At 70.6% G+C, this 22,047-nt stretch carries 21 protein-coding genes and 2 tRNA genes; 17 read left to right on the top strand and 6 right to left on the bottom strand.

Annotation, left to right across the window (positions count from 1 at the left end):
- The first annotated feature begins 375 nt into the window (after positions 1-375).
- The 11 genes from ASD56_RS12670 (at position 376) to ASD56_RS12720 (ending at position 10,102) form a co-directional block, all read left to right on the top strand.
- Positions 376-1,389: a TadA family conjugal transfer-associated ATPase gene (locus tag ASD56_RS12670; protein ID WP_082541464.1), complete on the top strand. Its 1,014-nt coding sequence runs from the start codon at positions 376-378 to the stop codon at positions 1,387-1,389.
- Positions 1,386-2,312 carry a type II secretion system F family protein gene (locus ASD56_RS12675; protein ID WP_055966259.1) on the top strand — a complete coding sequence of 309 codons (927 nt, stop codon included), beginning with the start codon at positions 1,386-1,388 and terminating at the stop codon, positions 2,310-2,312. The genes ASD56_RS12670 and ASD56_RS12675 overlap by 4 nt, the downstream gene beginning before the upstream one ends.
- Positions 2,313-2,377: 65 nt before the next feature.
- Complete coding sequence (locus ASD56_RS12680) at positions 2,378-2,584, top strand: DUF4244 domain-containing protein (protein ID WP_055966262.1); 207 nt, start codon at positions 2,378-2,380, stop codon at positions 2,582-2,584.
- Entirely contained in the window at positions 2,581-2,916 is a 336-nt protein-coding gene (locus ASD56_RS12685) for a TadE family type IV pilus minor pilin (RefSeq protein WP_055966265.1), read from the top strand. Before ASD56_RS12680 ends, ASD56_RS12685 begins: the two co-directional genes overlap by 4 nt.
- On the top strand, positions 2,916-3,233 hold the full coding sequence (locus ASD56_RS12690) for a hypothetical protein (RefSeq protein ID WP_055966268.1): 318 nt from the start codon (positions 2,916-2,918) through the stop codon (positions 3,231-3,233). The genes ASD56_RS12685 and ASD56_RS12690 overlap by 1 nt, the downstream gene beginning before the upstream one ends.
- A gap of 68 nt (positions 3,234-3,301) precedes the next feature.
- Positions 3,302-6,058 (top strand): type I DNA topoisomerase, encoded by a 2,757-nt coding sequence (gene topA / locus ASD56_RS12695; RefSeq protein ID WP_055966272.1) that lies wholly within the window; start codon positions 3,302-3,304, stop codon positions 6,056-6,058.
- Positions 6,055-6,717, top strand: coding sequence for a dTMP kinase (gene tmk / locus ASD56_RS12700; protein ID WP_235565700.1), 663 nt, complete (start codon positions 6,055-6,057; stop codon positions 6,715-6,717). Before topA ends, tmk begins: the two co-directional genes overlap by 4 nt.
- Positions 6,718-6,759: 42 nt before the next feature.
- Positions 6,760-7,935: a DNA polymerase III subunit delta' gene (locus ASD56_RS12705; RefSeq protein ID WP_055966273.1), complete on the top strand. Its 1,176-nt coding sequence runs from the start codon at positions 6,760-6,762 to the stop codon at positions 7,933-7,935.
- Positions 7,932-9,488, top strand: a complete 1,557-nt coding sequence (locus ASD56_RS12710; protein WP_055966277.1) for an alpha/beta hydrolase — start codon at positions 7,932-7,934, stop codon at positions 9,486-9,488. The genes ASD56_RS12705 and ASD56_RS12710 overlap by 4 nt, the downstream gene beginning before the upstream one ends.
- An 84-nt stretch (positions 9,489-9,572) precedes the next feature.
- Positions 9,573-9,648, top strand: a tRNA-Thr gene (locus ASD56_RS12715).
- 58 nt (positions 9,649-9,706) lie between these two features.
- On the top strand, positions 9,707-10,102 hold the full coding sequence (locus tag ASD56_RS12720; RefSeq protein WP_055966279.1) for a hypothetical protein: 396 nt from the start codon (positions 9,707-9,709) through the stop codon (positions 10,100-10,102).
- A gap of 18 nt (positions 10,103-10,120) precedes the next feature.
- On the opposite strand, the gene ASD56_RS12725 is transcribed toward ASD56_RS12720, so the two are convergent.
- Positions 10,121-11,032, bottom strand: coding sequence for an EamA family transporter (locus tag ASD56_RS12725; RefSeq protein ID WP_055966282.1), 912 nt, complete (start codon positions 11,030-11,032; stop codon positions 10,121-10,123).
- A 57-nt stretch (positions 11,033-11,089) separates the two neighbouring features.
- Between ASD56_RS12725 and ASD56_RS12730 the strand changes: the two genes are divergently transcribed.
- Genes ASD56_RS12730 through ASD56_RS12745 form a run of 4 tightly spaced genes read left to right on the top strand, consistent with a single transcriptional unit; the run spans position 11,090 to position 15,125 of the window.
- Positions 11,090-13,372 (top strand): MMPL family transporter, encoded by a 2,283-nt coding sequence (locus ASD56_RS12730; protein ID WP_055966284.1) that lies wholly within the window; start codon positions 11,090-11,092, stop codon positions 13,370-13,372.
- Positions 13,369-13,947, top strand: a complete 579-nt coding sequence (locus ASD56_RS12735; protein WP_055966287.1) for an isochorismatase family protein — start codon at positions 13,369-13,371, stop codon at positions 13,945-13,947. Before ASD56_RS12730 ends, ASD56_RS12735 begins: the two co-directional genes overlap by 4 nt.
- Positions 13,940-14,479, top strand: a complete 540-nt coding sequence (locus ASD56_RS12740; protein WP_055966290.1) for a GNAT family N-acetyltransferase — start codon at positions 13,940-13,942, stop codon at positions 14,477-14,479. Before ASD56_RS12735 ends, ASD56_RS12740 begins: the two co-directional genes overlap by 8 nt.
- The gene (locus ASD56_RS12745; protein WP_055966293.1) at positions 14,472-15,125 is read left to right on the top strand and encodes a DNA alkylation repair protein; all 654 of its coding nucleotides are present in this window, start codon (positions 14,472-14,474) and stop codon (positions 15,123-15,125) included. The genes ASD56_RS12740 and ASD56_RS12745 overlap by 8 nt, the downstream gene beginning before the upstream one ends.
- Before the next feature lie 16 nt (positions 15,126-15,141).
- On the opposite strand, the gene ASD56_RS12750 is transcribed toward ASD56_RS12745, so the two are convergent.
- The gene (locus tag ASD56_RS12750) at positions 15,142-16,710 is read right to left on the bottom strand and encodes a molybdopterin-dependent oxidoreductase (protein WP_055966295.1); all 1,569 of its coding nucleotides are present in this window, start codon (positions 16,708-16,710) and stop codon (positions 15,142-15,144) included.
- A gap of 85 nt (positions 16,711-16,795) precedes the next feature.
- A complete protein-coding gene (locus ASD56_RS12755; protein ID WP_055966299.1) occupies positions 16,796-17,461 on the bottom strand; it encodes a phosphatase PAP2 family protein in 666 nt (221 codons plus the stop codon).
- A gap of 128 nt (positions 17,462-17,589) precedes the next feature.
- Between ASD56_RS12755 and ppk2 the strand changes: the two genes are divergently transcribed.
- Positions 17,590-18,426: a polyphosphate kinase 2 gene (gene ppk2, locus ASD56_RS12760; protein WP_055966302.1), complete on the top strand. Its 837-nt coding sequence runs from the start codon at positions 17,590-17,592 to the stop codon at positions 18,424-18,426.
- Positions 18,427-18,466: 40 nt separating this feature from the next.
- Complete coding sequence (locus ASD56_RS12765; protein WP_055966305.1) at positions 18,467-19,498, top strand: alpha/beta hydrolase; 1,032 nt, start codon at positions 18,467-18,469, stop codon at positions 19,496-19,498.
- Between the two features lie 58 nt (positions 19,499-19,556).
- Here ASD56_RS12765 and ASD56_RS12770 read toward each other — a convergent pair.
- The 3 genes from ASD56_RS12770 to ASD56_RS12780 form a co-directional block, all read right to left on the bottom strand.
- Positions 19,557-19,629, bottom strand: a tRNA-Lys gene (locus ASD56_RS12770).
- A 34-nt stretch (positions 19,630-19,663) separates the two neighbouring features.
- Positions 19,664-21,085 carry a serine/threonine-protein kinase gene (locus tag ASD56_RS12775; RefSeq protein ID WP_055966308.1) on the bottom strand — a complete coding sequence of 474 codons (1,422 nt, stop codon included), beginning with the start codon at positions 21,083-21,085 and terminating at the stop codon, positions 19,664-19,666.
- Between the two features lie 222 nt (positions 21,086-21,307).
- A complete protein-coding gene (locus ASD56_RS12780) occupies positions 21,308-21,970 on the bottom strand; it encodes a fasciclin domain-containing protein (protein WP_055966309.1) in 663 nt (220 codons plus the stop codon).
- Between the last annotated feature and the right edge of the window lie 77 nt (positions 21,971-22,047).

Consider the following 22,047-nt stretch of genomic DNA (forward strand, 5'->3'; position numbering starts at 1 on the left):
ACGGCGCCGAGCGCGCCGGTGGGTCTGTCACGAAATGTACTTTCCGGCGGCAGCTGTCACCACCCCCGAAAGGAGGGGGAGGAGCGTCTCCGTTTTCCGCCCGTCACCTGGGTGAGAAGGCTCTCATGATCTTTTTGCGCGCACCGCCTTCTCGCATATGCTGTCGAGCGGCCGAACATCGATTCTGGCATTGCAGCACCCGAATCACCCCCCGAAACGTGGTGCTGCGCGCGGCGGCATCCCATTCCCCCCATGGGATGCCGCCCTTCTTTCCGGAGGGCATCCGCCTCCTCCCCATCTCGGCGTCCCCGGACCGATCGCACAGTCCCGCGAGCCCGCCTCCAGCGGAGGCTCTGCGGCTCGTAGCGTCGACGCATGCGCGAGCCGTTCGTCGTCCGCCCCGGTGCCGCCGGATCGCCGTCGGGCGTGCGGCTGCGGGCCGCGGTGACGCGTGCGCGACGGGTGCACCCGGCGCTCGGGCCGCTGTCTCCCTACCTCGACGACCCGGCCGTCACCGACCTCTTCGTCAACGGGGCCGCCGGACTCTTCGTCGACCGCGGCGCCGGGCTCGAGCAGGCAGAGCACTGGCGGGCCGACGAAGACGAGGTGCGCGACCTCGCGATCACGCTCATCTCGCTCGGCGGCCGGCATATCGACGACGCCTCGCCCTGCGTCGACGTCCGTCTCGAGGGGGGAGTCCGCGTGCACGCCGTCCTCCCGCCGATCTCCGCCACGGGTACGGCGATCTCGATCCGGGTGCCGAGCCTCGACGAGCCCGACCTCGACGAACTCCAGGCGGCCGGCATGTTCGATGCCGCCGCGCGGGCTCAGCTCGACGACCTGGTCGCACGGCGTGAGAACCTGCTCGTCACCGGGGCCGCGGGAGCCGGCAAGACGACGCTGCTGGCGGCCCTGCTCGGTCAGGCTCCACCCCACGAGCGCATCGTCACGATCGAGGACGTCGCCGAGCTGCGCATCTCCCACCCGCACCACGTCCGCCTCGAGGCGCGGCAGCCGAATCTCGAAGGCGCGGGCGCGATCGGACTGGCGCGACTCGTGCGCGAGGCGCTGCGGATGCGTCCCGACCGGCTCGTCGTAGGCGAATGCCGGGGCGAAGAGGTGCGCGAGCTGCTGTCGGCCCTCAACACCGGCCACGACGGGGGAGCGGGCACGGTGCACGCGAACAGCCTTCGCGACGTCGCTGCCCGGCTCGAAGCGCTCGGGGCGCTTGCCGGCCTCGACGACCGAGCGCTCGCGCGGCAGGTCGTGAGCGCCATCGGCGCGGTCCTGCACGTCGAGCGCGGCCGCGACGGTGTGCGCCGTCTGGTCGCCGTCGGGCGACCGGTCGCCGACCAGTCCGGACGCTTGACCATGGCGGCGGCCGAGTGAGCGCCGCGAGAACCGACGAAGCCGCCGCGGACGCGGTGCTGCGGCTCGCCGTCCTGCTCCAGGCAGGGGTCGCGCCCGCGGGGGCGTGGAGGTTCCTGGCGGAGTCGGGAGACCCGACGGCGGTGCGCGTCGTCGCGGCGATGAACGAAGGGATGCCGCTGCCCGACGCGATCGCGAGGGCCGGCGCCCCGCAGTCCGCGCCCCGCCGGCGATTCGGTCGCGCCGCGCAGCCCGAGGGGGCGTCCGCCTGGGGCGACGTGGCCGCGGCGTGGCGGGTGGCGACCACCGTGGGGGCCCCGCTGGCCGAGAGTCTCCGCGGATTCGCCGGAGCGCTGCGCGACGCGCAGGAGGCGGCGGACGACGTCCGGGTGGCGCTCGCCGAGCCGGCCGGAACGGCGAGGCTCATGGGGTGGCTTCCGCTCGTGGCGGTCGGCCTCGGAGCCGCGCTCGGCTTCGACACCTTCGGCGTCTTGCTCGGCCACCCCGTCGGGCTCGCCTGTCTCGCGGCCGGAATCGCGCTCATCGTGGCCGCCGGCCGGTGGAGCGCCGCGCTCGTGCGACGGGCGCGGGCTGACGGCGGAGTCGCCGGTCACGGCGCCGAGCTGCTCGCGATCGCGCTGAGCGCAGGGGTGTCGATCGAGCGTGCGCTGGCGATCACCCGCCAGGCGGGGGCCGACTCCGACGAGTCGACGGATGCCGTGCTCGCCCTCTCCCGCACCGCGGGCGTTCCGGCGGTGGAGCTCCTCCGTGCGTCGGCGGCGATGTCGCGGCATCGTGCCCGGATCGACGGACGACTCCGCGCCGCCCGGCTGTCCTCACGGCTGCTGCTGCCGCTCGGGGTCTGCACCCTGCCTGCCTTCCTGCTGCTGGGCGTCGCGCCCATGCTGCTGAGCGTCATCTCCGCCATGCCCCAGTCGCTGTGATGCCCCGCCCTCCGATCCGCAAAGCCGTGCCCACGTGCCCGCCCTTCCACAAGACAGGAGTCGTCATGTCCTTTCCCGCCCTCACCCGCCGCCGCGCCGCCCGCCTGTTCACAGACGCTGACGCCGACGACACCGGCGCCGCGACCGCCGAGTACGCCATCGCCACGATGGCGGCGGTCGCGTTCGCCGGGCTGCTGGTGGTGATCATGCGATCGGACGAGGTGCGCGGCATCCTCACCGACCTGATCCGCCGCGCGCTCACGGTCGCATGATCCGCCGCCGGCTCGGCGACGACCGCGGTGCGGTCGTCGCCGAGTTCGCGGTGGCGCTGCCCGCACTCGTGATCGTGATCGTCCTCGCGATGGGAGTGCTCGGCGCCGGCGCGCGCGGCGTCCGGCTGCAGGATGCCGCGGCCGACGCCGCCCGGCTGGCCGCGCGCGGCGAACCGGCGGATCGGGTGCACGCGGCCGTGGCGCAGGCGGCGGCGGGCGCCTCCGCTCGGATAGAGCAGCGCGGTGACCTCGTGTGCGTGATCGCCTCGGCACCGGCAGGACTGCCGTTCACCTTGACCGCGTCCAGCTGCGCGCTCGCCGGGGGCCTGTGATGCCGGGCGCGGCGCTCGTGGTCGGCGCCGTCGGCTGTGCTGCCGCCCTCGCCGTCGCCCTGGCCGGAGCCTCGGCCGCGGCCGTCTTCGGGCAGCGCTTGGCCGGAGCCGCCGACGCGGCCGCGTTGGCCGCCGCCGACACGGCGTCCGGACTCGTTCCCGGCGTCCCGTGCGAGCGGGCGGCGGAAGTCGCGGCGACAGCGGGAGCGACCGTCGAGACGTGCGAGGTGACCGGGCTCATCGCCACCGTGAGCGTCTCGGCGAACTTCGGCGCGTTCCCGGCCACGGCCCGCGCACGTGCCGGCCCGCCGACATGAGAACGCGCTCACAGCTACCACTCCGGGAACCGACGTGTATGGTTTGCGACGACGAAAGGACGCCCCCGGTGGCAGAAGGCAAGAAGCTCGTCATCGTCGAGTCTCCGACGAAGATGAGGTCGATCCAGGGTTACCTCGGAGACGGCTACGAGGTGCTCAGCTCGGTCGGGCACATTCGCGATCTCGCGGACAAGAAGGACATCCCCGCCGACAAGAAGGCGGCGTACGGCAAGTACTCGATCGACGTCGACAACGGCTTCGACCCCTACTACGTCGAGAGCGAACGCGGCCGCAAGACCGTCGCCGAGCTCAAGCGCGCTCTCAAAGGAGCGGACGAGCTCCTGCTCGCAACTGATGAGGACCGCGAGGGCGAAGCCATCGCGTGGCATCTGCTCCAGACCCTGAAGCCCAAGGTCCCGGTCAAGCGCATGGTGTTCCACGAGATCACCAAGGACGCCATCCGCGCCGCCGTCGACCACACCCGCGAGCTCGATCTCGCGCTGGTCGACGCGCAGGAGACCCGTCGCATCCTCGATCGCCTGTACGGCTGGGACGTCAGCCCGGTGCTGTGGTTCAAGGTCCAGCAGGGCACCTCCGCCGGTCGCGTGCAGTCGGCGGCCACCCGGATGGTCGTCGAGCGGGAACGCGAGCGCATGGCGTTCGTCTCGGCCTCGTACTGGGACATCGAGACGCAGGCGGCCAAGGGCGCCGAAGCCTTCGCGGCGCGCCTCGCCCGTGTCGACGGTGCAGCGCTGGCACGCGGCACCGACTTCGATGACACCGGTGAGCTCAAGAAGGCCGTGCTGGTCCTCGACGAGACCCAGGCTCGCGAGCTCGCCTCCGCGATCGAGGCGGCGGCCGAGGCATCCGTATCGAATGTCGAAGCCAAGCCCGGAACCCGCAGCCCCCGCGCCCCCTTCACCACCTCCACCCTTCAGCAGGAGGCCGGCCGCAAGCTCTCGATGAGCGCCAAGCACGCGATGAGCGTGGCGCAGCGCCTCTACGAGAAGGGCTTCATCACCTATATGCGCACCGACTCCACCGCGCTGAGCACGCAGGCCGTGCAGGCCGCGCGCGAGCAGGCGGTGTCGATGTACGGCGAGAAGGCCGTCCCGCTCAACCCTCGGGTGTATGCCAGCAAGAGCAAGAACGCGCAGGAGGCGCACGAGGCCATCCGCCCGTCGGGCGAGACCTTCCGTACCCCCGCATCGGTCGCGGGCAAGCTCGACCGTGACGAGCAGCGCCTGTACGACCTCATCTGGAAGCGCACGATGGCGAGCCAGATGTCCGACGCCAAGTACGAGACGACGACCGTGACCCTCGCCGTCGACGCGGCCGGGCGCCGCGCGGAGTTCACCGCCTCGGGCACCGTCTACACCTTCAAGGGCTTCCTGGAAGCCTATGAAGAGGGCAAGGACGAGAAGCGCGGCGACTCCGACAAGTCCGACGAGCAGGCGCTCCCCGCGCTCGAGGTCGGCGATGTGCTCCGTCTGAAGGATGTCGAGGCCAAGGGGCACTCGACCAGCCCCAAGCCGCGCTACACCGAGGCGAGCCTCGTCAAGGCGCTCGAGGAGAAGGGCATCGGCCGCCCCTCCACGTTCGCCAGCATCATCGACGTGATCCTGAACCGCGGCTACGTCACCAAGCGCGGCCAGGCGCTCATCCCGACCTGGCTGGCCTTCAGTGTCATCCGGCTGCTCGAGCAGCACTTCGCCGATCTCGTCGACTACGACTTCACCGCGGCCCTCGAAGACGACCTGGATGCCATCGCACGCGGCGAGCAGAAGCGCGAGGACTGGCTGAAGGAGTTCTACTTCGGCTCGGAGCAGCAGGTGGGCCTGCGCAACATCGTCGAGAACCTCGGCGAGATCGACGCGCGCGCGCTGAACTCCACTCCCATCGGGGATGTCGCGGTCCTGCGGTTCGGCAAGTACGGCCCATACCTCGAGATCGCCGACGCCGAGAATCCCGACGCCGAGCCGCGTCGCGTGAACATCCCGGAGGATCTGGCTCCCGACGAACTCACCCCCGCCCGGGCGCAGGAGCTCATCGACGCGCCGGTCGCCGGTGACCGCGTCCTCGGCGAGAACGCGGCCAACGGCAAGCTCATCGTCGTCAAGGACGGCCGGTTCGGTCCCTACGTGCAGGAGATCGACCCGCCGGCCGACGAAGAGGTGGACGAGGCCATGGGCGAGATCGTCGAGCCGGAGCCGTCGCCGAAGAAGCGCGGCGCCAAGAAGGAGCCGGCGCCGCCGAAGCCCCGCACCGCGTCGCTGTTCAAGTCCATGGCCGTCGACACGATCGACCTCGACACCGCGCTGCAACTGCTCGAGCTGCCGCGTGTGGTGGGCATCGACCCCGAGACGCAGGCCGAGATCACCGCCCAGAACGGCCGCTACGGACCGTATCTGAAGAAGGGGACCGACTCGCGGACGCTCCAGGCCGAGCAGCAGATCTTCGACATCACGCTCGACGAGGCACTCGCCGTGTACGCGCAGCCGAAGTACGGCGCTCGCGGTGCGAGCAGCGCGCTCAAGGAGTTCGAGGCCGACCCGGTCAGCGAGAAGCCGATCAAGGTCAAGGACGGCCGCTTCGGTCCCTACGTGACCGACGGCGTCACGAACGTGACGATCCCGCGCGGGCAGACGCCCGACGACATCACGTACGAGATCGCCGTGCAGATGCTGGCCGACAAGCGCGCCAAGGGTCCCGCGCCCAAGCGCACCACGACGCGGAAGCCCGCGGCCAAGACGGCCGCCAAGGCCCCCGCTGCCAAGAAGCCCGCTGCCAAGAAGCCCGCCACGAAGAAGCCCCCGGCGAAGTGACCGGGGGAGACGTGACCGGCGGCGAGAGCAGCCGCGCCGGACTCTTCGTCACGTTCGAGGGCGGAGACGGCGCGGGCAAGACCACGCAGGCGACGCTGCTCGAGGAGTGGCTGAGGGCGGACGGTCGCGATGTGGTCCGGACCCGTGAGCCGGGCGGCACCGAGGTGGGCGTGCTGATCCGCGACATCGTGCTGCACCACCGTGGTGAGGTCGCGCCGCGCGCGGAGGCGCTGCTGTACGCCGCCGACCGCGCCCACCACATCGAGACGGTCGTGCGCCCGGCGCTGGACCGCGGCGACGTCGTCATCCAGGACCGCTATCTCGACTCCTCGGTCGCGTACCAGGGCGCGGGGCGCGTGCTCGGGCGCGACGAGGTGCGCTCGCTGTCGCTGTGGGCGACCGAAGGGCTGCTTCCCGACCTCACGGTGCTGCTCGACCTCGATCCCGCCGCCGCCCGGCTCCGGCTCGACGCCGACGACAAGCCGTTCGACAGGCTCGAGGCCGAGCGCGAGACCTTCCACGTACGCGTGCGCGAGGAGTTCCTGGCGCTCGCCGCGGCGGAGCCCGGGCGCTTCCTCGTGCTCGACGCTTCGCTGCCCGCGGGACAGCTCGCCGACGCCGTGCGCGAGCGCCTTCGGTCCCTGCTGGCCGCGGGCTGAACGTGCCGGTCATCGTCGGGGCCCGCCGTTAGGCTGGGCGGGATGGACGCCATGGCCCCCGCGCAAGGAACGGCTGCGCTCGACGCCGTGCCGTGGGGCGCCGTCTGGGGCCAGCGCGCCGCGGTCACGGCGCTGCAGGACGCGGCATCCGATCCCGCGGCCATGACGCATGCCTGGCTGATCACCGGCCCGCCCGGATCGGGCCGCTCCACGCTGGCCTACGCGTTCGCCGCCGCACTGATCGCCGAGCCCGGTGACGAGCGGGCGATGCGCCAGGTGCTCGCGGGCACGCACCCCGACCTCACCGCGCTGCGCACCGAGGGCGTCATCATCTCGATCAAGGACGCGCGTGCCCTCGTGGAGCGCTCGTACTTCTCGCCATCCCTTGGGCGGTACCGCGTCATCGTCATGGAGGACGCCGACCGCATGGCCGAGCGCACCTCCAACGTGCTGCTCAAGGCGCTCGAAGAGCCGCCCGAGCGCACCGTGTGGATCCTGTGCGCGCCGAGCGACGCCGACCTGCTCCCCACCATCCGCTCGCGCGTGCGCACGCTCCGACTGAGCGAGCCCGACGTCGAGGATGTCGCGCGGCTGATCGTCGAACGCACCGGAGTCGACTCGACCACCGCCGAGCAGTCCGCGCGGCACGCCCAGCGGCACATCGGCATGGCGCAGCGATTGGCGACGGATGCCGCGGCCCGCGCCCGGCGGGACGACACCCTCCGCGCCGTCCTGCGCGTGCGGGGCGTCGGCGACGCCGTCGAGGTCGCCGGACGCATCGTGCAGGCCGCCACCGAAGACGCCAAGGCGCTCACCGCCGAGCGGGACGAAGCCGAGCGGGCCTCGCTGCTGCGCACGATGGGCATCGCCGAGGGCGCTGCCGTCCCGCCGGCGGTCCGGTCGCAGCTCTCGGCGCTCGAGGACGACCAGAAGCGGCGCGCGACCCGCAGCCTCCGCGACGGCATCGACCGGGTCCTCACCGATCTCGAGTCGATGTTCCGCGACGTGCTGATGATCCAGTTCGGCCGCGGCGACGACCTCATCAACCGCGAGCTCGAGCCCGACCTGCGTGCGCTCGCCGCCGCCTGGCCGGCCGAGCGCACCCTCGTCGTGGTGGACCGGATCGGGCTGACGCGCGAGAACGTCGAGCTCAACGCCGCCCCCACCCTCGCCCTCGAGAGCATGCTCGTGACCGTCGCGAGCGGAAGGACTCCGTGAACGCTCCTCTTCGTCGTGGCCGGCGCACCGCCGCAGTGCTCGCCGGGCTCGTGGTGGCCGCGGTCACCCTGAGCGGCTGCCTCTACTCGATGATCCCCGAGGATGCGCCGCGGTCGACCGAGAGCGCCGTGCCGGATACGGAGGGCGTCTCCGCCGAGCTGCTCCCGTTCTACGGCCAGACCCTCGCATGGGAGGCGTGCGAGACGGGATTCGACTGCACGACGGTGACGGCGCCGCTCGACTGGGACGACCCCGGCGCCGGCGACATCGACCTGTCCGTCATCCGCAGCCGCGCGACCGGCGGCACGGCCATCGGCTCGCTGCTGACCAACCCCGGCGGCCCGGGCGCCAGCGGGGTGAGCCTCATCCGCGAGTCGCTGACCTATGCCGTGGGCGAGCCGCTGCGCGAGCAGTACGACGTCATCGGCTTCGACCCTCGCGGAGTGGGCGAGTCCACCGCGGTGCGCTGCTACGACGCCGACGACATGGATGCGTACCTGTTCGACGTGCCCGAGAACGAGCGGGGGTCGGATGCCTGGAACGACGAGCTCCTCGAGCGCCACCGTGCATTCTCCGAGGCGTGCGACGACAACAGCGACGGCATCCTCCCGTTCATCACGACCGAGAACGCCGCGCGCGACATGGATCTGCTCCGCGCGGTCCTGGGTGATCGTGAGCTGAACTTCCTCGGCTACTCCTATGGCACGTTCCTCGGAGCGACGTACGCCAAGCTCTACCCCGAGCGCGTCGGGCGGCTCGTCCTCGACGGTGCCATCGACCCGGCCGTCTCCGACCTCGACGTCAACGTGACCCAGGGGCTCGGGTTCGAGTCCGCCCTGCGCGCGTACATGGCCGACTGTCTCGCCGGCAGCGAGTGCCCGTTCCGCGGATCGGTCGATGACGCCATGGCCGACCTCAGCACGCTCCTCGAGTCGGTCGACCGCAGTCCTCTCCCGGCGGCGGACGGCCGCCGGCTCGGCGCCGACTCGCTCATGACGGCGATCGTGGCCGCGCTGTACTCCGAGGACAGCTGGTCCTACCTCTCGCTCGCGCTCGAGGAGGCTCTCCAGGGCGGCGCCGATACGGCGTTCCTCCTGGCCGACTTCTACTACAGCCGCGAGGGCGGCGTGTATCTCGACAACCAGACCGAGGCCTTCCGCACCTACAACTGCATGGACTATCCGTCCGAGGCACCCACCCAGGAGCAGCTGGACGCCGCGGAGGCGCTGCTGGCCGCCGAGGCGCCCACGGTCGCACCATACTGGTGGGGTCCGAGCCCGTGCGCCGACTGGCCCTATGCCCCCACGGGGGTCCGCGAGCCCATTACGGCCGAGGGCGCCGCGCCCATCGTCGTCGTCGGATCGACGAACGATCCTGCGACGCCCTACGAGTGGTCGGTGTCGCTGGCCGAGCAGCTGGCGTCCGGCGTGCTCGTGACGCGCGTGGGCGAGGGGCACACCGGCTACAACAAGGGGAACGCGTGCGTCGACCAGGCCGTCGAGGCCTACCTGCTCGACGGCACCGTGCCGCAGGACGGGCTGCGCTGCGAGTGACGTGCCGGCGGCGATCAGACCGGTTCGCGGGTGCCCCGGCGACACTGTAAGATCGTTGATCGTGCATCGCTTCCAGCGAAGCGCGCCACCTTAGCTCAGTCGGCAGAGCGATTCACTCGTAATGAATAGGTCAAGGGTTCGATTCCCTTAGGTGGCTCCACCGGAGAGGCCCGCTTCTGGCGGGCCTCCTGTGTATCCCGCCCAGGATGAGGACCCAGATGGATTCTGCGATCGACGCCCTCGTCGAGATCTTCGCCTGGGTCGGCTTCGGTCTCGGAGCGCTGCTGGCGGGCATCGCGCTCCTGATGTACCTCTTCGACGGCACCTGGGTGCCGACCCGCGGCGTCCTCGAGACCATCGAGCACGGCCGGCTCGTGCGGTGGTTCGACGAGGACGGGAACGTCAACGAGGCGCACCTCAGCCACGACCAGGAGCGAGCACTGGCGGGCAAGGACATGGCCGACATCTTCTACCGCCGCGGCGGCCGAGGACGCATGCGGCTGTCGCAGGGTTCCCCGGGTGTGCGGGCGGTGGCGCTGCTGGCGGTCGGCCTTCTCGCCCTCGGCCTGGTCTCACTCATCCTGTCGTGGGTGCTCCTCTTCGCCCGAGGGTGATCCGGGCCGGCCGCGGCGTCAGTTGAAGGCGAGCAGTGCGCCCGCCGTCAGCGCGAGCGCGAGCCCGACCCACTGGACCAGTGCGACGCGCTCGCGCAGCACGACGGCCGCGAGCAGGATGGTGCCCGCCGGGTAGAGGGCCGTCAGGGCGGACACGATCGACAGCTCGCCCAGCCGCAGGGCCACGAGCGCGAGGGCGTTCGCCGCGGCGTCTAGGGCCCCGCAGGTGATCGCGAGCCACCATGCATGCCTGGGCGACGGCGCGGGCGTCGCCTCCGGTGCGGGGGACGCGGGGGCGAAGAACACGGATGCCGCGGGCCGGCGTCCCCGCGCAGCGACGATCGCGATCCCCGCGACGACCACCGCCGTCGCGACCGCCGTCGTCGCGCGACTGGCGACAAGCGGCAGCAGGCCGCTCCCCGAGGAGGTCTGGTCGATCACGATGAGGAAGCCGCCGATCGCGAGGCCGGCGCCGATCGCCATCACGATTCCGCGGACGCTCGGACGCACCACCTTCTCGCCGGGGACGAAGCCCACCAGGACGACCGCCACCACCGCCACGCCCAGTCCGGCGTAGCCGACGGCGGTGAGCTGCTCGCCGTAGACGAGCAGTCCCCACAGCATCGGCGCGACCGCTGCGACGACGGCCGTCAAGGGCGAGAGGATGCTCATCGGGCCGAGCGCGAGGCACGCGTACAGCAGTGCCACCGCTGCCGCACCGATGAGCCCGGCCAGCACTCCCCACGCCAGGTCGCCCTCGCTCCACGAGCCGCCGGCGAAGAGCCCCGCAAGCAGCAGGAACATCATCCCGGAGAGCGCGGAGACGACGGTGACCACGACCGCGCGCAGCCGACGTGCGGCAAGCCCGCCGAAGAAGTCGGCGGCCCCGTAGATCAGGGCGCCGACGAGCGCCACGGCGGCGGGAAGCATCGGACCCACTATAGGGAGATGGTCGCGCTGAACCATTTCGCTAGATAAACTAGCGAAATGACCACTCCTCGCCACGCGAACCGTCAGCCCGCCCGATGGCTGAGGATCGGCATCCCGGCTCTCCTCGTCCTGGTGTGGCTCGCTGTGGGCTCCGCCGGCGGGCCGTACTTCGGCAAGGTCGACGAAGTGTCGACGAACGACCGTTCGTCGTTCCTGCCGGAGAGCGCGGACGCGACCCAGGTCAACGAGCGGCTTCCGGAGTTCCTCGGTGACGACAGCATCCCCGCCGTCGTCCTCGTGACCGGAGAAGGTGAGCTCACCGAGGACCAGCTGGCGGACGTCCAGGCGCTCGCCGACGACATCGCCGGCATCGACGGCGTGCTCGATGGCGTGTCGCCGCCGATCGTCTCGGACGACGGCGAGGCCGCGCAGATCTTCGTGCCGATCGACGCGTCCGGCGAGGTCGGCGAGGTGGTCGGGGAGATCCGCACGATGGTCGACGAGGATCTTCCCGACGAGATGGAGGGCTGGGTCACGGGCCCGGCGGGCTTCACCGCCGACCTCGTCGAGGGGTTCCTGGGCATCGACGGTCTCCTGCTCGCGGTCGCGCTCATCGCCGTGTTCGTGATCCTCGTGATCGTCTACCGGTCTCCGCTGCTGCCGGTGCTGGTGCTGATGACCTCGGTGTTCGCGCTGTGCGTGGCGCTCCTGACCGTCTGGTGGCTTGCCAAGGCCGGGATCGTGGTCCTCAACGGCCAGGTGCAGGGCATCCTGTTCATCCTGGTGATCGGAGCCGCGACCGACTACGCCCTGCTCTACGTGGCGCGGTTCCGCGAGGCGATCGCCGACGGTGCGGAGCGATGGGAGGCCACGACCCGGGCGTGGCGTGGGTCCTTCGAGCCGATCATCGCTTCGGGTGGGACGGTCATCGCCGGGCTGCTCTGCCTGCTGCTCTCCGATCTCGCGACCAACCGCGCCCTCGGCCCCATCGCCTCGATCGGCATCGCGTTCTCGGTGCTCGCAGCGCTGACCTTCCTCCCCGCGCTGCTCGCTCTCTTCGGTCGCACGGCGTTCTGGCCCTTCATCCCGAAGAAGCCGCTCGCGACCATCCCCGATGACCTGACCCAGCCGGTGAAGGGCCTCTGGCCGCGTCAGGCGAGGTTCGTGGCGCGCCACGCGCGGTCGGTGTGGGTGGTCTGCACCATCGTGCTGCTCGCGGGGGCGGTCGGCATCACCCAGCTGCAGGCGGACGGCGTGCCCTCCAGCGACCTCGTGCTCGGTACCTCCGAAGCCCGCGACGGACAGGACCAGCTCGCCGAGCACTTCCCGGCCGGCTCCGGAAGCCCCGTCTACGTCATCGTGCCCGAGGACGAGCTCGCCGCCACCGTCGAGGTGCTCGACGTGTCCGAGGGAATCGACTCGGTGTCGGTCGCCAGCGAGGATTCGCCGACCGGTCAGGCGGCCGTCGAGCTCGAGGACGGGGAGGCCGTCTTCACGGCCGTCGGCCCGCCGGGCACGCCGGCGCCGGAGCCGACCACGTCGGAGGGCGACGTGCTGGTCATCGGCACGCTCACCGATACGGCCGACTCCGCCGCGGCCGAGCAGACGGTGCGCGAGCTGCGCGCGGATCTCGACAGCGCCCTGGGCGCCGGCACGGCGATCGTCGGCGGCGAGACGGCGACCGACATCGACTCGAACGACACCTCGATCCGCGACCGCACGGTGATCATCCCGGTGATCCTCGTGGTCATCCTGCTGATCCTGATGCTCCTGCTGCGCTCGATCCTCGCCCCCGTCATCCTGATCGCGACCGTGATCCTGTCGTTCGCGACGGCTCTCGGCGTGAGCGCGCTCGTGTTCAACAACGTGTTCGGCTTCCCCGGAGCAGACCCGGCCGTGCCGCTGTACGGATTCGTGTTCCTCGTCGCCCTCGGTGTGGACTACAACATCTTCCTGATGTCGCGGGTGCGCGAGGAGTCGCTCGTGCACGGCACCCGCCGCGGCATCCTGAGGGGTCTCGTCGCCACCGGCGGCGTCATCACCTCCGCCGGACTGGTGCTCGCGGCGACCTTCGCGGCTCTGGGCGTCATTCCGATCCTGTTCCTCGCGCAGATCGCGTTCATCGTCGCCTTCGGCGTGCTGCTGGACACCTTCGTGGTCCGCTCCCTGCTCGTCCCCGCCCTGTCGTACGACATCGGCCGGGCGATCTGGTGGCCGTCGAAGCTCTGGCGAGACGGGATCGAGAAGGAGGAGCGGATGCCGGATTCCTCCGCCGAGCTCGTCTCGGAGGACGCTCACCCGCTGACCCGCGAGGAGTACCGGCGTACGCTCGGATCATGAGCAAGGCACTGTTTCTGGTCGACGTTCAGAACGACTTCACGGAGGGCGGCGCGCTCGGCGTCGACGGCGGCGACGCCGTGGCCGAGCGCATCACCCGGTACCTCGCCGATCATGCGGGGGAGTACGCCCTGATCGTGGCCTCGCGCGACTGGCACGACGCCGAAGGCGACAACGGGGGCCACTTCCACCCGGAGCCCGACTTCGTCGGGACGTGGCCCGTCCACTGCGTGGCCGGCACGGAAGGCGCCGAGTACGATCCCGGCCTCGACACCTCGACGGTCACCCATCACGTCAAGAAGGGGCAGGGCAAGCCCGCCTACTCGCTGTTCGAGGGCACGACGGACGACGGAGCGACGGTCGCGCATCTCCTCGAGGAGCACGGCGTCGTCGACGTCGACGTGGCAGGCATCGCGACGGACTACTGCGTGCGGGCCTCGGCGCTCGACGCCATCGAGCACGGTCGTCACGTGCGCATCCTCACCGACCTGGTGGCCGGTGTCGCGGCCGAGTCCAGCGACGCCGCACTCGCCGAGCTGGCCCACGCTGGAGCAGAACTCACCCGGACCGGTGTCTGAGGTCCACATCCGCCGGGTGCTCGCCACCGACGGCGAACGCGTCCGAGCGCTCCGGCTCGAGGCGCTCGACGATCCCGCGGCCGGCATCGCCTTCCTCGAGTCGCGGGCCGACGCCCTGGCTCGTCCGCGGTCCTTCTGGGACGAGCGCGCGGTCGGGGCGGCGCTGTCGGGATCGGTCGCGCAGTTCGTCGCTGAGACCGGATCCGCCTGGGTCGGGACGGTGACGATCCTCATCCCCGAGCCGGATGCGCCGGACTACTTCGGCAGGCTCCGCCCCGAGGGCACGGCGCTCGCGGTGGCGGTGTATGTGAGCCCGGCCCATCGTGGCCGCGAGGTCCTGGACGATCTGTTCGAGGCCGCCTCGCAATGGGCGCTCGATCACGGATGCACCGACCTCGTGCTGGACGTGCACCAGGACAACGCCCGCGCCCAGGCGGCCTACGCCCGGCTGGGGTTCACTCCCACCGGCGGCACGATCGACGGCCAGAACGGCCGCGAGCTCGAGATGGCTCGCCGGATCGGTCATGCCTGAGCCGACCGCCGCTGGCGTGCGCAGCGCGCTGGAGGCTGCGGCATCCGTCGACGAACGCGCCAAGATCCGCAGACGCGTGACGGACGGGACCGAGGTGATCGGCGTGCGCATGGGCACCGTCTTCGAGATCGCGAAGGCGAACGAGCGGATGCCGCTGCCCGACGTCGATGAGCTCCTCCGGTCCGACACCTACGAGCTGCGGATGGTCGCGGTGTCGATCCTCGACTTCCAGGCGCGCAGGCCGGGGGCGGACCGCGAAGCGCTGTACACGCTGTGGATGCGGCGGATCGACCGCATCGACACGTGGGACTACATTGACCGTGCCGCTCCGCGGGTGCTCGGGTGGTATCTGCTCGACAAGCCGCGCGACGCCCTGTTCGACCTGGCCCGCTCGGACGACCTCTGGCACCGGCGCATGGCCGTCACCGCGGCGTTCTGGATCATCCGCGCCCGCGACCTCGACGACCCGCTGGCGCTCTGCGAGATCCTCGCCGCCGATCCCGAGCACGTCGTGCAGACCAACGTGGGCGTCGCGCTGCGCGAGGTCGGGAGGGTCGACCCCGAACGGCTGGCGCAATTCCTGGAGCGGCGGGGTGCGGACCTCAGCGCCCATGCGCGACGTACCGCGCGCACCGCGCTGGGATGAGGGAGCGCGAGCCCGCTCACTTGACCTGGACGAGGGTGCGCTGCCAGCCGGATGAGCCGTCGGGTGCGATCGGCGCGCGCTCCTGGATCTGAAGGTCGCCGTTCCGGTTGACGGCCCGCACCGTGATGAAGTGGCTGCCGGGCGCGGCATCCCAGTCCACGAACCACTGCACCCACGTGTCGTCGTTCACCGGTGACGAGAGCGTGGCCGCCTGCCACTCGCCGTCGTCGATACTGACCTCCACGCGCTCGATGCCGACGGTCTGCGCCCACGCCACTCCGGCGATCGGGACACGGCCGGCAGCGACGGCGGTGCCCGTACGGGGTGTGTCCAGGCGCGACGAGAACTTGATCGGCGCCTGTGCACTGTAGCCGCGGGGGGTCCAATAGGCCTCGTCGTCCGCAAAGGTCGTGACCTTGAGCTCCGTGAGCCACTTCGTCGCAGAGACGTAGCCGTAGAGGCCGGGGACGACCATGCGCACGGGGAAGCCGTGCTCGAGCGGCAGCGGTTCGCCGTTCATCGCGACGGCGAGGATCGCGTCGATTCCGTCGTCGGTGAGCGAGGTGATGGGAGTGCTCGCGGTGAAGCCGTCGACGCTGCGCGAGAGCACCATGTCCGCTCCGGATCGCACACCGGCCAGCTTCAGCACGTCGCGCACCGGCACGCCCAGCCACTTGGCGTTGCCGAGCAGGTTTCCGCCGACCTCGTTGGACACACAGGTGAGGGTGATCGAGTACTCGTCGAGGCCCATCCCCACCAGTTCGTCGAAGGTCAGCTCGACGCGCTCGTCCACCATCCCGTCCACGACGAGCCGCCAGGTCTCCGGATCGATCGACGGCACCGTGAGCGCCGTATCCACGCGGTAGAAGTCGGCGTTCGGCGTGAACAGCGGCGAGAGCCCGTCGATGTCGAGTTCCGCGCCTTCCGGCACGACGACCGTCGACCGGGGAGCGGGCAGGTTGAGCGCCTTGCGCACGCCCGCGATCGACGATGTCGTGGCGTTGACCAGTCGGGCGCCGATCCCGACGACGACGGCGGATGCCGCGGCGATCGCCGTGACCCGGAAGAACGACCGCCGGTCCAGGCCGGAGGCTCCCCGGTCGCCGGCTGCCGCGTCCGGAGACACGCTCGCCCAGCGGCGGAGTCGGGCGACGAGGTAGGTGAGGAGGACGCAGCCGCCCAGCGTCCCCGCGATCGGGGGGAGCGAGGCGAGGGGAGTCGCTCCGGCCCGCGTCACGATCGCGGCGACCGAGAGCCCGCCGGCCACCACGAGAAGGACCACACCGAGCGGGGGTCTGATGAACTGCGCGATGCCGGTGATCGCGGCGGCGACGACGACCGCCAGACCGAGGCCGACGAGAAGAGCGATCTTGTCGTACTCGCCGAATGTGGCGATCGCGAATTCTTTGAACGGCTGCGGCACGATGTCGATGATGAACGAGCCGATCGCGAGGATCGGACTGCTCTCGCGCGCGACGACGAGTGCCACGAGCTCCGCGACAGCGAGGAAGACCGCGGCGCTCACCACCCCCGCGAGCGCCGCGAGCGAGAGGAACCTCAGACGATCTCTGCGGCTGGTCGCCATGATCGGGCCTTCCCGCGCAGGGGCGTTCCCGGCGTCGCAGTGTTGTTCGCGACGGCGGCGGCTTCGGATTGGCGAGCGGGAGGTATCAGGGCGCGAGCGTGCGGCTCTCGTCGGCAGAGCGCACGCGTCGTCGGCGAATGGTCTCGACGCTCGCCCAGGCGAGGATCCCCACCGCCACGCCCAGGAAGATGCCGCCGATGACGTCGGTCAGCCAGTGCGCCGCGAGATACGTACGGCTCCACGCCATCCAGATGACCCACACCGCGCCGATCACCCACCAGATCCAGTGTCGGAACAGCAGAGCCAGGACCGTCATCATCGCCGCGGCGAATGCGACGTGGCCGGACGGGTAGGACGTGTGCACCACTTCCGCCAGCGAGTCCTCCGGCCGGATCCTGGCCACGATCCTGGCGAGCGGAGCGGCGATGGCGATGCACAGCACCAGCGCCGCCGTCACGGTGATCGCGGCCCACCACCACCGGAGGATCAGGAGGGTCCCGACGATGACCGCTCCCGTCGTGGCCGCGAGGACCGGGCCGCCCAGATGGCCGGGGATCCACGCCAGCACCAGTCCGGCATCCGTCCGGTTCTCCACCATCAGGTCGTGCCACCACACGTCCACGGGGAACGGCTGGTCGCGCCTCACGGAGGTGACCACCCAGAGCACGATGATCGCGACGATGGCGGCTGCGGCGCCGATGATCAGGGGATAGAGACGTGAGAGGTCGGGGCGTTCGTGGGGCGGTTGCACGTGGCAATCCTGGCAGTGGGCGACGCGCCGAGGGAGGGGATTGCGCAAGTCCCTGTCCGCATGGTCGCGGACTCGATACGCTTCGGCCGGAGCCGGCGCTGATGACAGCGTCGCAACAGGGGGAGCCGATGTCGAAGAAGAAGAAGGCGACGAAGTCGTCCGTCAAGCGGATTCCCAAGGGTCCGTATGAGGCCGAGCTGGAGCGTCTGCAGATCGAACTCGTGGAGATGCAGCAGTGGGTCGCTGCAGAGGGTGCGCGCGTCCTCGTGATCTTCGAGGGCCGCGACGCCGCCGGAAAGGGCGGTGCGATCAAACGCGTCATGCAGTACCTCAACCCCCGATTCGCGCGTGTGGTGGCCCTGCCGAAGCCGTCGAAGAAGGAGCGCGGCCAGTGGTACTTCCAGCGCTACATCGAACGACTGCCCACTCGGGGAGAGATCGTCCTGATGGACCGGTCCTGGTACAACCGGGCCGGGGTCGAGCGTGTGATGGGCTACTGCTCCCCCGAGCAGTACGAGCTGTTCATCCGCCAGGCGCCGGTCGTGGAGCGGCTCCTGATGGAGGACGGGATCATTCTGCTCAAGTACTGGTTCTCGGTTTCCGACGAGGAGCAGCAGGTCCGTTTCGCATCCCGCCTGGCGGATCCGATGCGCCGGTGGAAGCTCTCGCCGACCGACCTCGAGTCGATCATTCGCTGGGAGGATTACTCGCGCGCGAAGGACGCCATGTTCGCAGCGACGGACACGGCGGATTCTCCGTGGTGGACCGTCGAGAGCGATGACAAGCGGAGCGCCCGCCTGAACGTGATCAGCCACCTGCTGAGCAGCATCCCGTACCGGCGGCTCGAGCCCGAGAAGGTCTCCATTCCCGACAGGCCGGATTCGAATGCGTACGAGCGACCGCCGGTCGAGCAGTTCAGCTACGTTCCGGACATCGCGGCCGAAGTCGGCGGCAAGGCGCAGTAGCCCGGAGCACCCTCGATCGCCCCGTCGCTAGGCTGGCCGCGTGACGCAGTCCTCGCAGTGGCAGCCGGACGTGCTGGGCGAGCCGTTCGAGCAGCTGACGCTTCCGCTGGATGACGACGACGAGGGTCCCGTCGTCGCGACGCTCGTGCGTTCGCTCGCTCGACATGAGTGGTGGCGCGTGCCGCGGCCCGCCCTCGAGGACCTCGACGTGCTGTATGTGCACGGCTGGTCGGACTACTTCTTCCAGCGCAGCCTGGCCAAGTACTGGACCGACCGCGGCGCGGACTTCTACGCGCTGGACCTTCGCAAGTACGGCCGCAGTCTTCGTCCGGGGCAGACGCCCGGGTACATCACCGACCTCGACTCCTACGACGACGACATCGCCGCCGCGCTCGCGGCGATGGGGCGGCCGCTGGACGGAACGGAGCACGAGCGTCGCCTGGTGCTCGTCGGCCATTCGACGGGAGGGCTCGTCCTCAGCCTGTGGGCCGGACGCCACCAGGGAGAGGCGGATGCCGTCATCCTGAACAGCCCGTGGCTGGAGTTCCAGCTGAGCGCGCTGACGCGCGTCGCCGTGGCGCCCATGGTGGGCCTGCAGGCGCGGCTGAGTCCGCTCGAGACCCTGCCTCAGGTGGACCTCGGCTTCTACACGCGCGCGCAGCGTGAGGCCCGCGGCGCAGACCTGGATGTGCGGCCGGAGTGGCGGCCCGAACAGTCCTGGACCGCCCATACCGCGTGGCTCAACGCCATCCTCGCCGGCCACGCGCGGGTGGCGCTCGGCCTGGGGATCGACGCGCCCGTGTGCACGCTGCTCTCGGCGAAGTCGGCGGTGCCCACGAGGTGGTCCGATGAGCTCACCCGCGCCGACAGCGTGCTCGTGGTCGACGACATCGCCCGGGCGTCGCTGAAGCTCGGTGTATCCGTGACGGTCGAGCGCATCCCGGGCGCGCTGCACGACGTGTTCCTGTCGCGCGCCGACGCGCGTGATCTCGCCTACGAGCGGCTCGACCGCTGGGTGATGGGATGCCTCGGCACGAAGCGTCTGCCACTGTCGCCGGGCAGCTACGACTGACGACGCCGGTGACAGCGGAAGCCGACGAACGGCACCTGCGTGCTCGGAGTTGTGAGAGTGGGCCCCGTGGGGCTCGAACCCACGACCCGCGGATTAAAAGTCCGATGCTCTACCGACTGAGCTAGAGGCCCTCGGGTTCCAGCCTACTTGGCGTAAGGACCCGGCTCAGCCGCCGTTGCTGTTCCCGTTTCCGCCGTTGCTGTTCCCGTTTCCGCCGTTGCCGTTGCCGTTCCCGTTCCCGTTTCCGTTGTTGTTGCCGGGTCCGCTGTTGTCGCCGCCGTTGTTGTTGCCCGGTCCGCTGTTCTCGCTCCCGTTCCCGTTGCCGCCTTCGTCCTGCACCGGAACGGGCGCGGGCTCGGTCGGAGTGAGGCTCGGGGCGATGGAAGGCTCCACGACGACGGGAGTCGTCTCGTCCGGACTCGGGACAGCTGCGAGGGAGGCCGACCAGATCGCGGCGACCAGGATGCCGGTCACCGCGAGGGCGGCGATCACCCAGACGACCGCGGCGAGGCGTCCCCTCCGCGGGCGCGATCTTTCGGCCGCCTGGCTGCGGCGGGTGATCGGCGCATCGAGGACCGCGGGTGCGACCGCGGTCGGCGGGTGGTCGGTCCTCGGAGCCTCACCCTGCACCGCTGTGTCGGGCGCTCCCGGGGCCGGGATCAGCATCGTCGGTCGTGTGGGGGTCGCGAGCGCGACAGTCGATTCGGAGACCGAGGCGAGGCTCACCGGCACCGATCCCTCGCCGGTCAGAAGGCGCGATGCCGTCAAAGCGACCTCCAGCGCCGTCGGACGGTCATCCGGGCGGGTGGCGGTCATGCCGCGCAGCAGACCCTGCCATGCCGGATGAAGGGAGTCCGGAATCGGGGGAGGAGCCGCGAGACGGGCCATCACGGCGCCGATCCCCTCGGCCTCGGCGAACGGACGGGTGCCTGTCAGCGCCTCGATGAGCAGGATGCCGAGCGCGTAGATGTCGGCCGGAGGCGCCGGGACCTCGCCGCGGGCCTGCTCGGGCGCGATGTAGGCGACCGTCCCGATCATGAGGCCCGGGGTGGTCAGCCGCGGCGAGTCGAGCAGGTAGGCGATGCCGAAGTCCGCGAGCTTGGCGCGCCACTCCCGCCCGGGCAGAGGAGACCTCCACAGCAGGACGTTGGAGGGCTTGATGTCGCGGTGCACGACGCCGGCGGTGTGGGCGACGTGCAATCCTTCGGCGATGTCGACGGTGATCGAGGCCATCTCCTCGGGGCCGATCACCCCCCGGGCGATGCGGTCGCGCAGCGTGATGCCCTCCACGTACTCCATCACGAGATAGCTCGAGTCGTCGCCCGAGATGTGCGCGTCGAACAGCGTCACCAGGGCGTGGTGGTTGAGCGAGGCGAGCACGGTCGTCTCGGAGAGCGCCCGCTCGACCGATCCGACGCCGTCCATGGGACCCCGCAGCACCTTCACGGCCACGGTCCGCTGCAGAGCGTCGTCCTCAGCCCGGTATACGCGCGCCATGGCGCCTTCGCCGATGCGCTCGATCAGCCGGTATCGACCGTCGAGAATCTCGCCGGTCGAGAGCTCGCCGGCGCTGCGCAGGTCAGTCATGGTCCTCCTGCCCGGGCGATGCACCCCTCCGGCACGGGGCCCGGACAGGCACACGTTACGGGCTGCGCCCCTCGAACCCATGCCCCTTGACGGAGAGGGACTTCCGGTGCAAGCATCCCGACACGACGAGACCGCCGGCACCACCTCGCAGGTGCCGGCGGTCTCGCCTTTTTCCCCGTTGGCCGGATGTGCCGGCCGGTGGCCGGCAGATCCGGCCGTCGGTCACTGTGCCGGAGGCATCAGGACCGCGTCGATCAGGTACACGGTCGCGTTGGCCGTCTGGACGCCGCCGCAGATGACGTTGGCGTCATTGACCATCAAGGCGTCGCCGCTGCCGGTGACCTCGAGGTCGCTGCCCTGCACGGTCGTGTGCATGCCGGCGATGTCGTCGGGCGCGACCTGCCCGGGAACGACGTGATAGGTCAGGATCGCGCTGAGCGTGGCGGTGTCGGTCTTGAGCGCCTCGATCGTGGCGGGGTCGATCATCGCGAACGCCTCGTCGACGGGAGCGAACACAGTGAACTCGTCGCCGTTGAGCGTGTCGACGAGGTCGACCTCGGGGTTCAGCTGGCCGCTGACCGCGGCGACCAGGGTCGTCAGCAGCGGGTTGTTCGACGCGGCGACGGCGACCGGGTCGGCCGACATCCCCTCGATGGATCCGCCGCCGTCCGGAACGGCTTCGGCATAGGCGGCGCAGCCCGGACCGACCAGGTTGGCCGCGGGGTCCATCTCCATGGCTTCCTCGGTCTCCTCGACCGCGGGGGTCGACGGCTCTTCCGACGGCTCGGCGGTGGAGCCGCCCATGGAACAGGCCGACAGCGCGAACGTTGCGGCGACTGCCAGGGCCAGCCCCGCCGAGACGCGCCTCTTGGTGATGCGAGACATGACTTCCTCCTCTGTGTGGTTGCCGCAGTGGCGGCTACAACGGGATGTTCGGAGGTCCCGGGGGAATGGATTGGAAT

It is taken from the genome of Microbacterium sp. Root166 (assembly GCF_001427145.1).
Classification (GTDB): Bacteria; Actinomycetota; Actinomycetes; order Actinomycetales; family Microbacteriaceae; genus Microbacterium.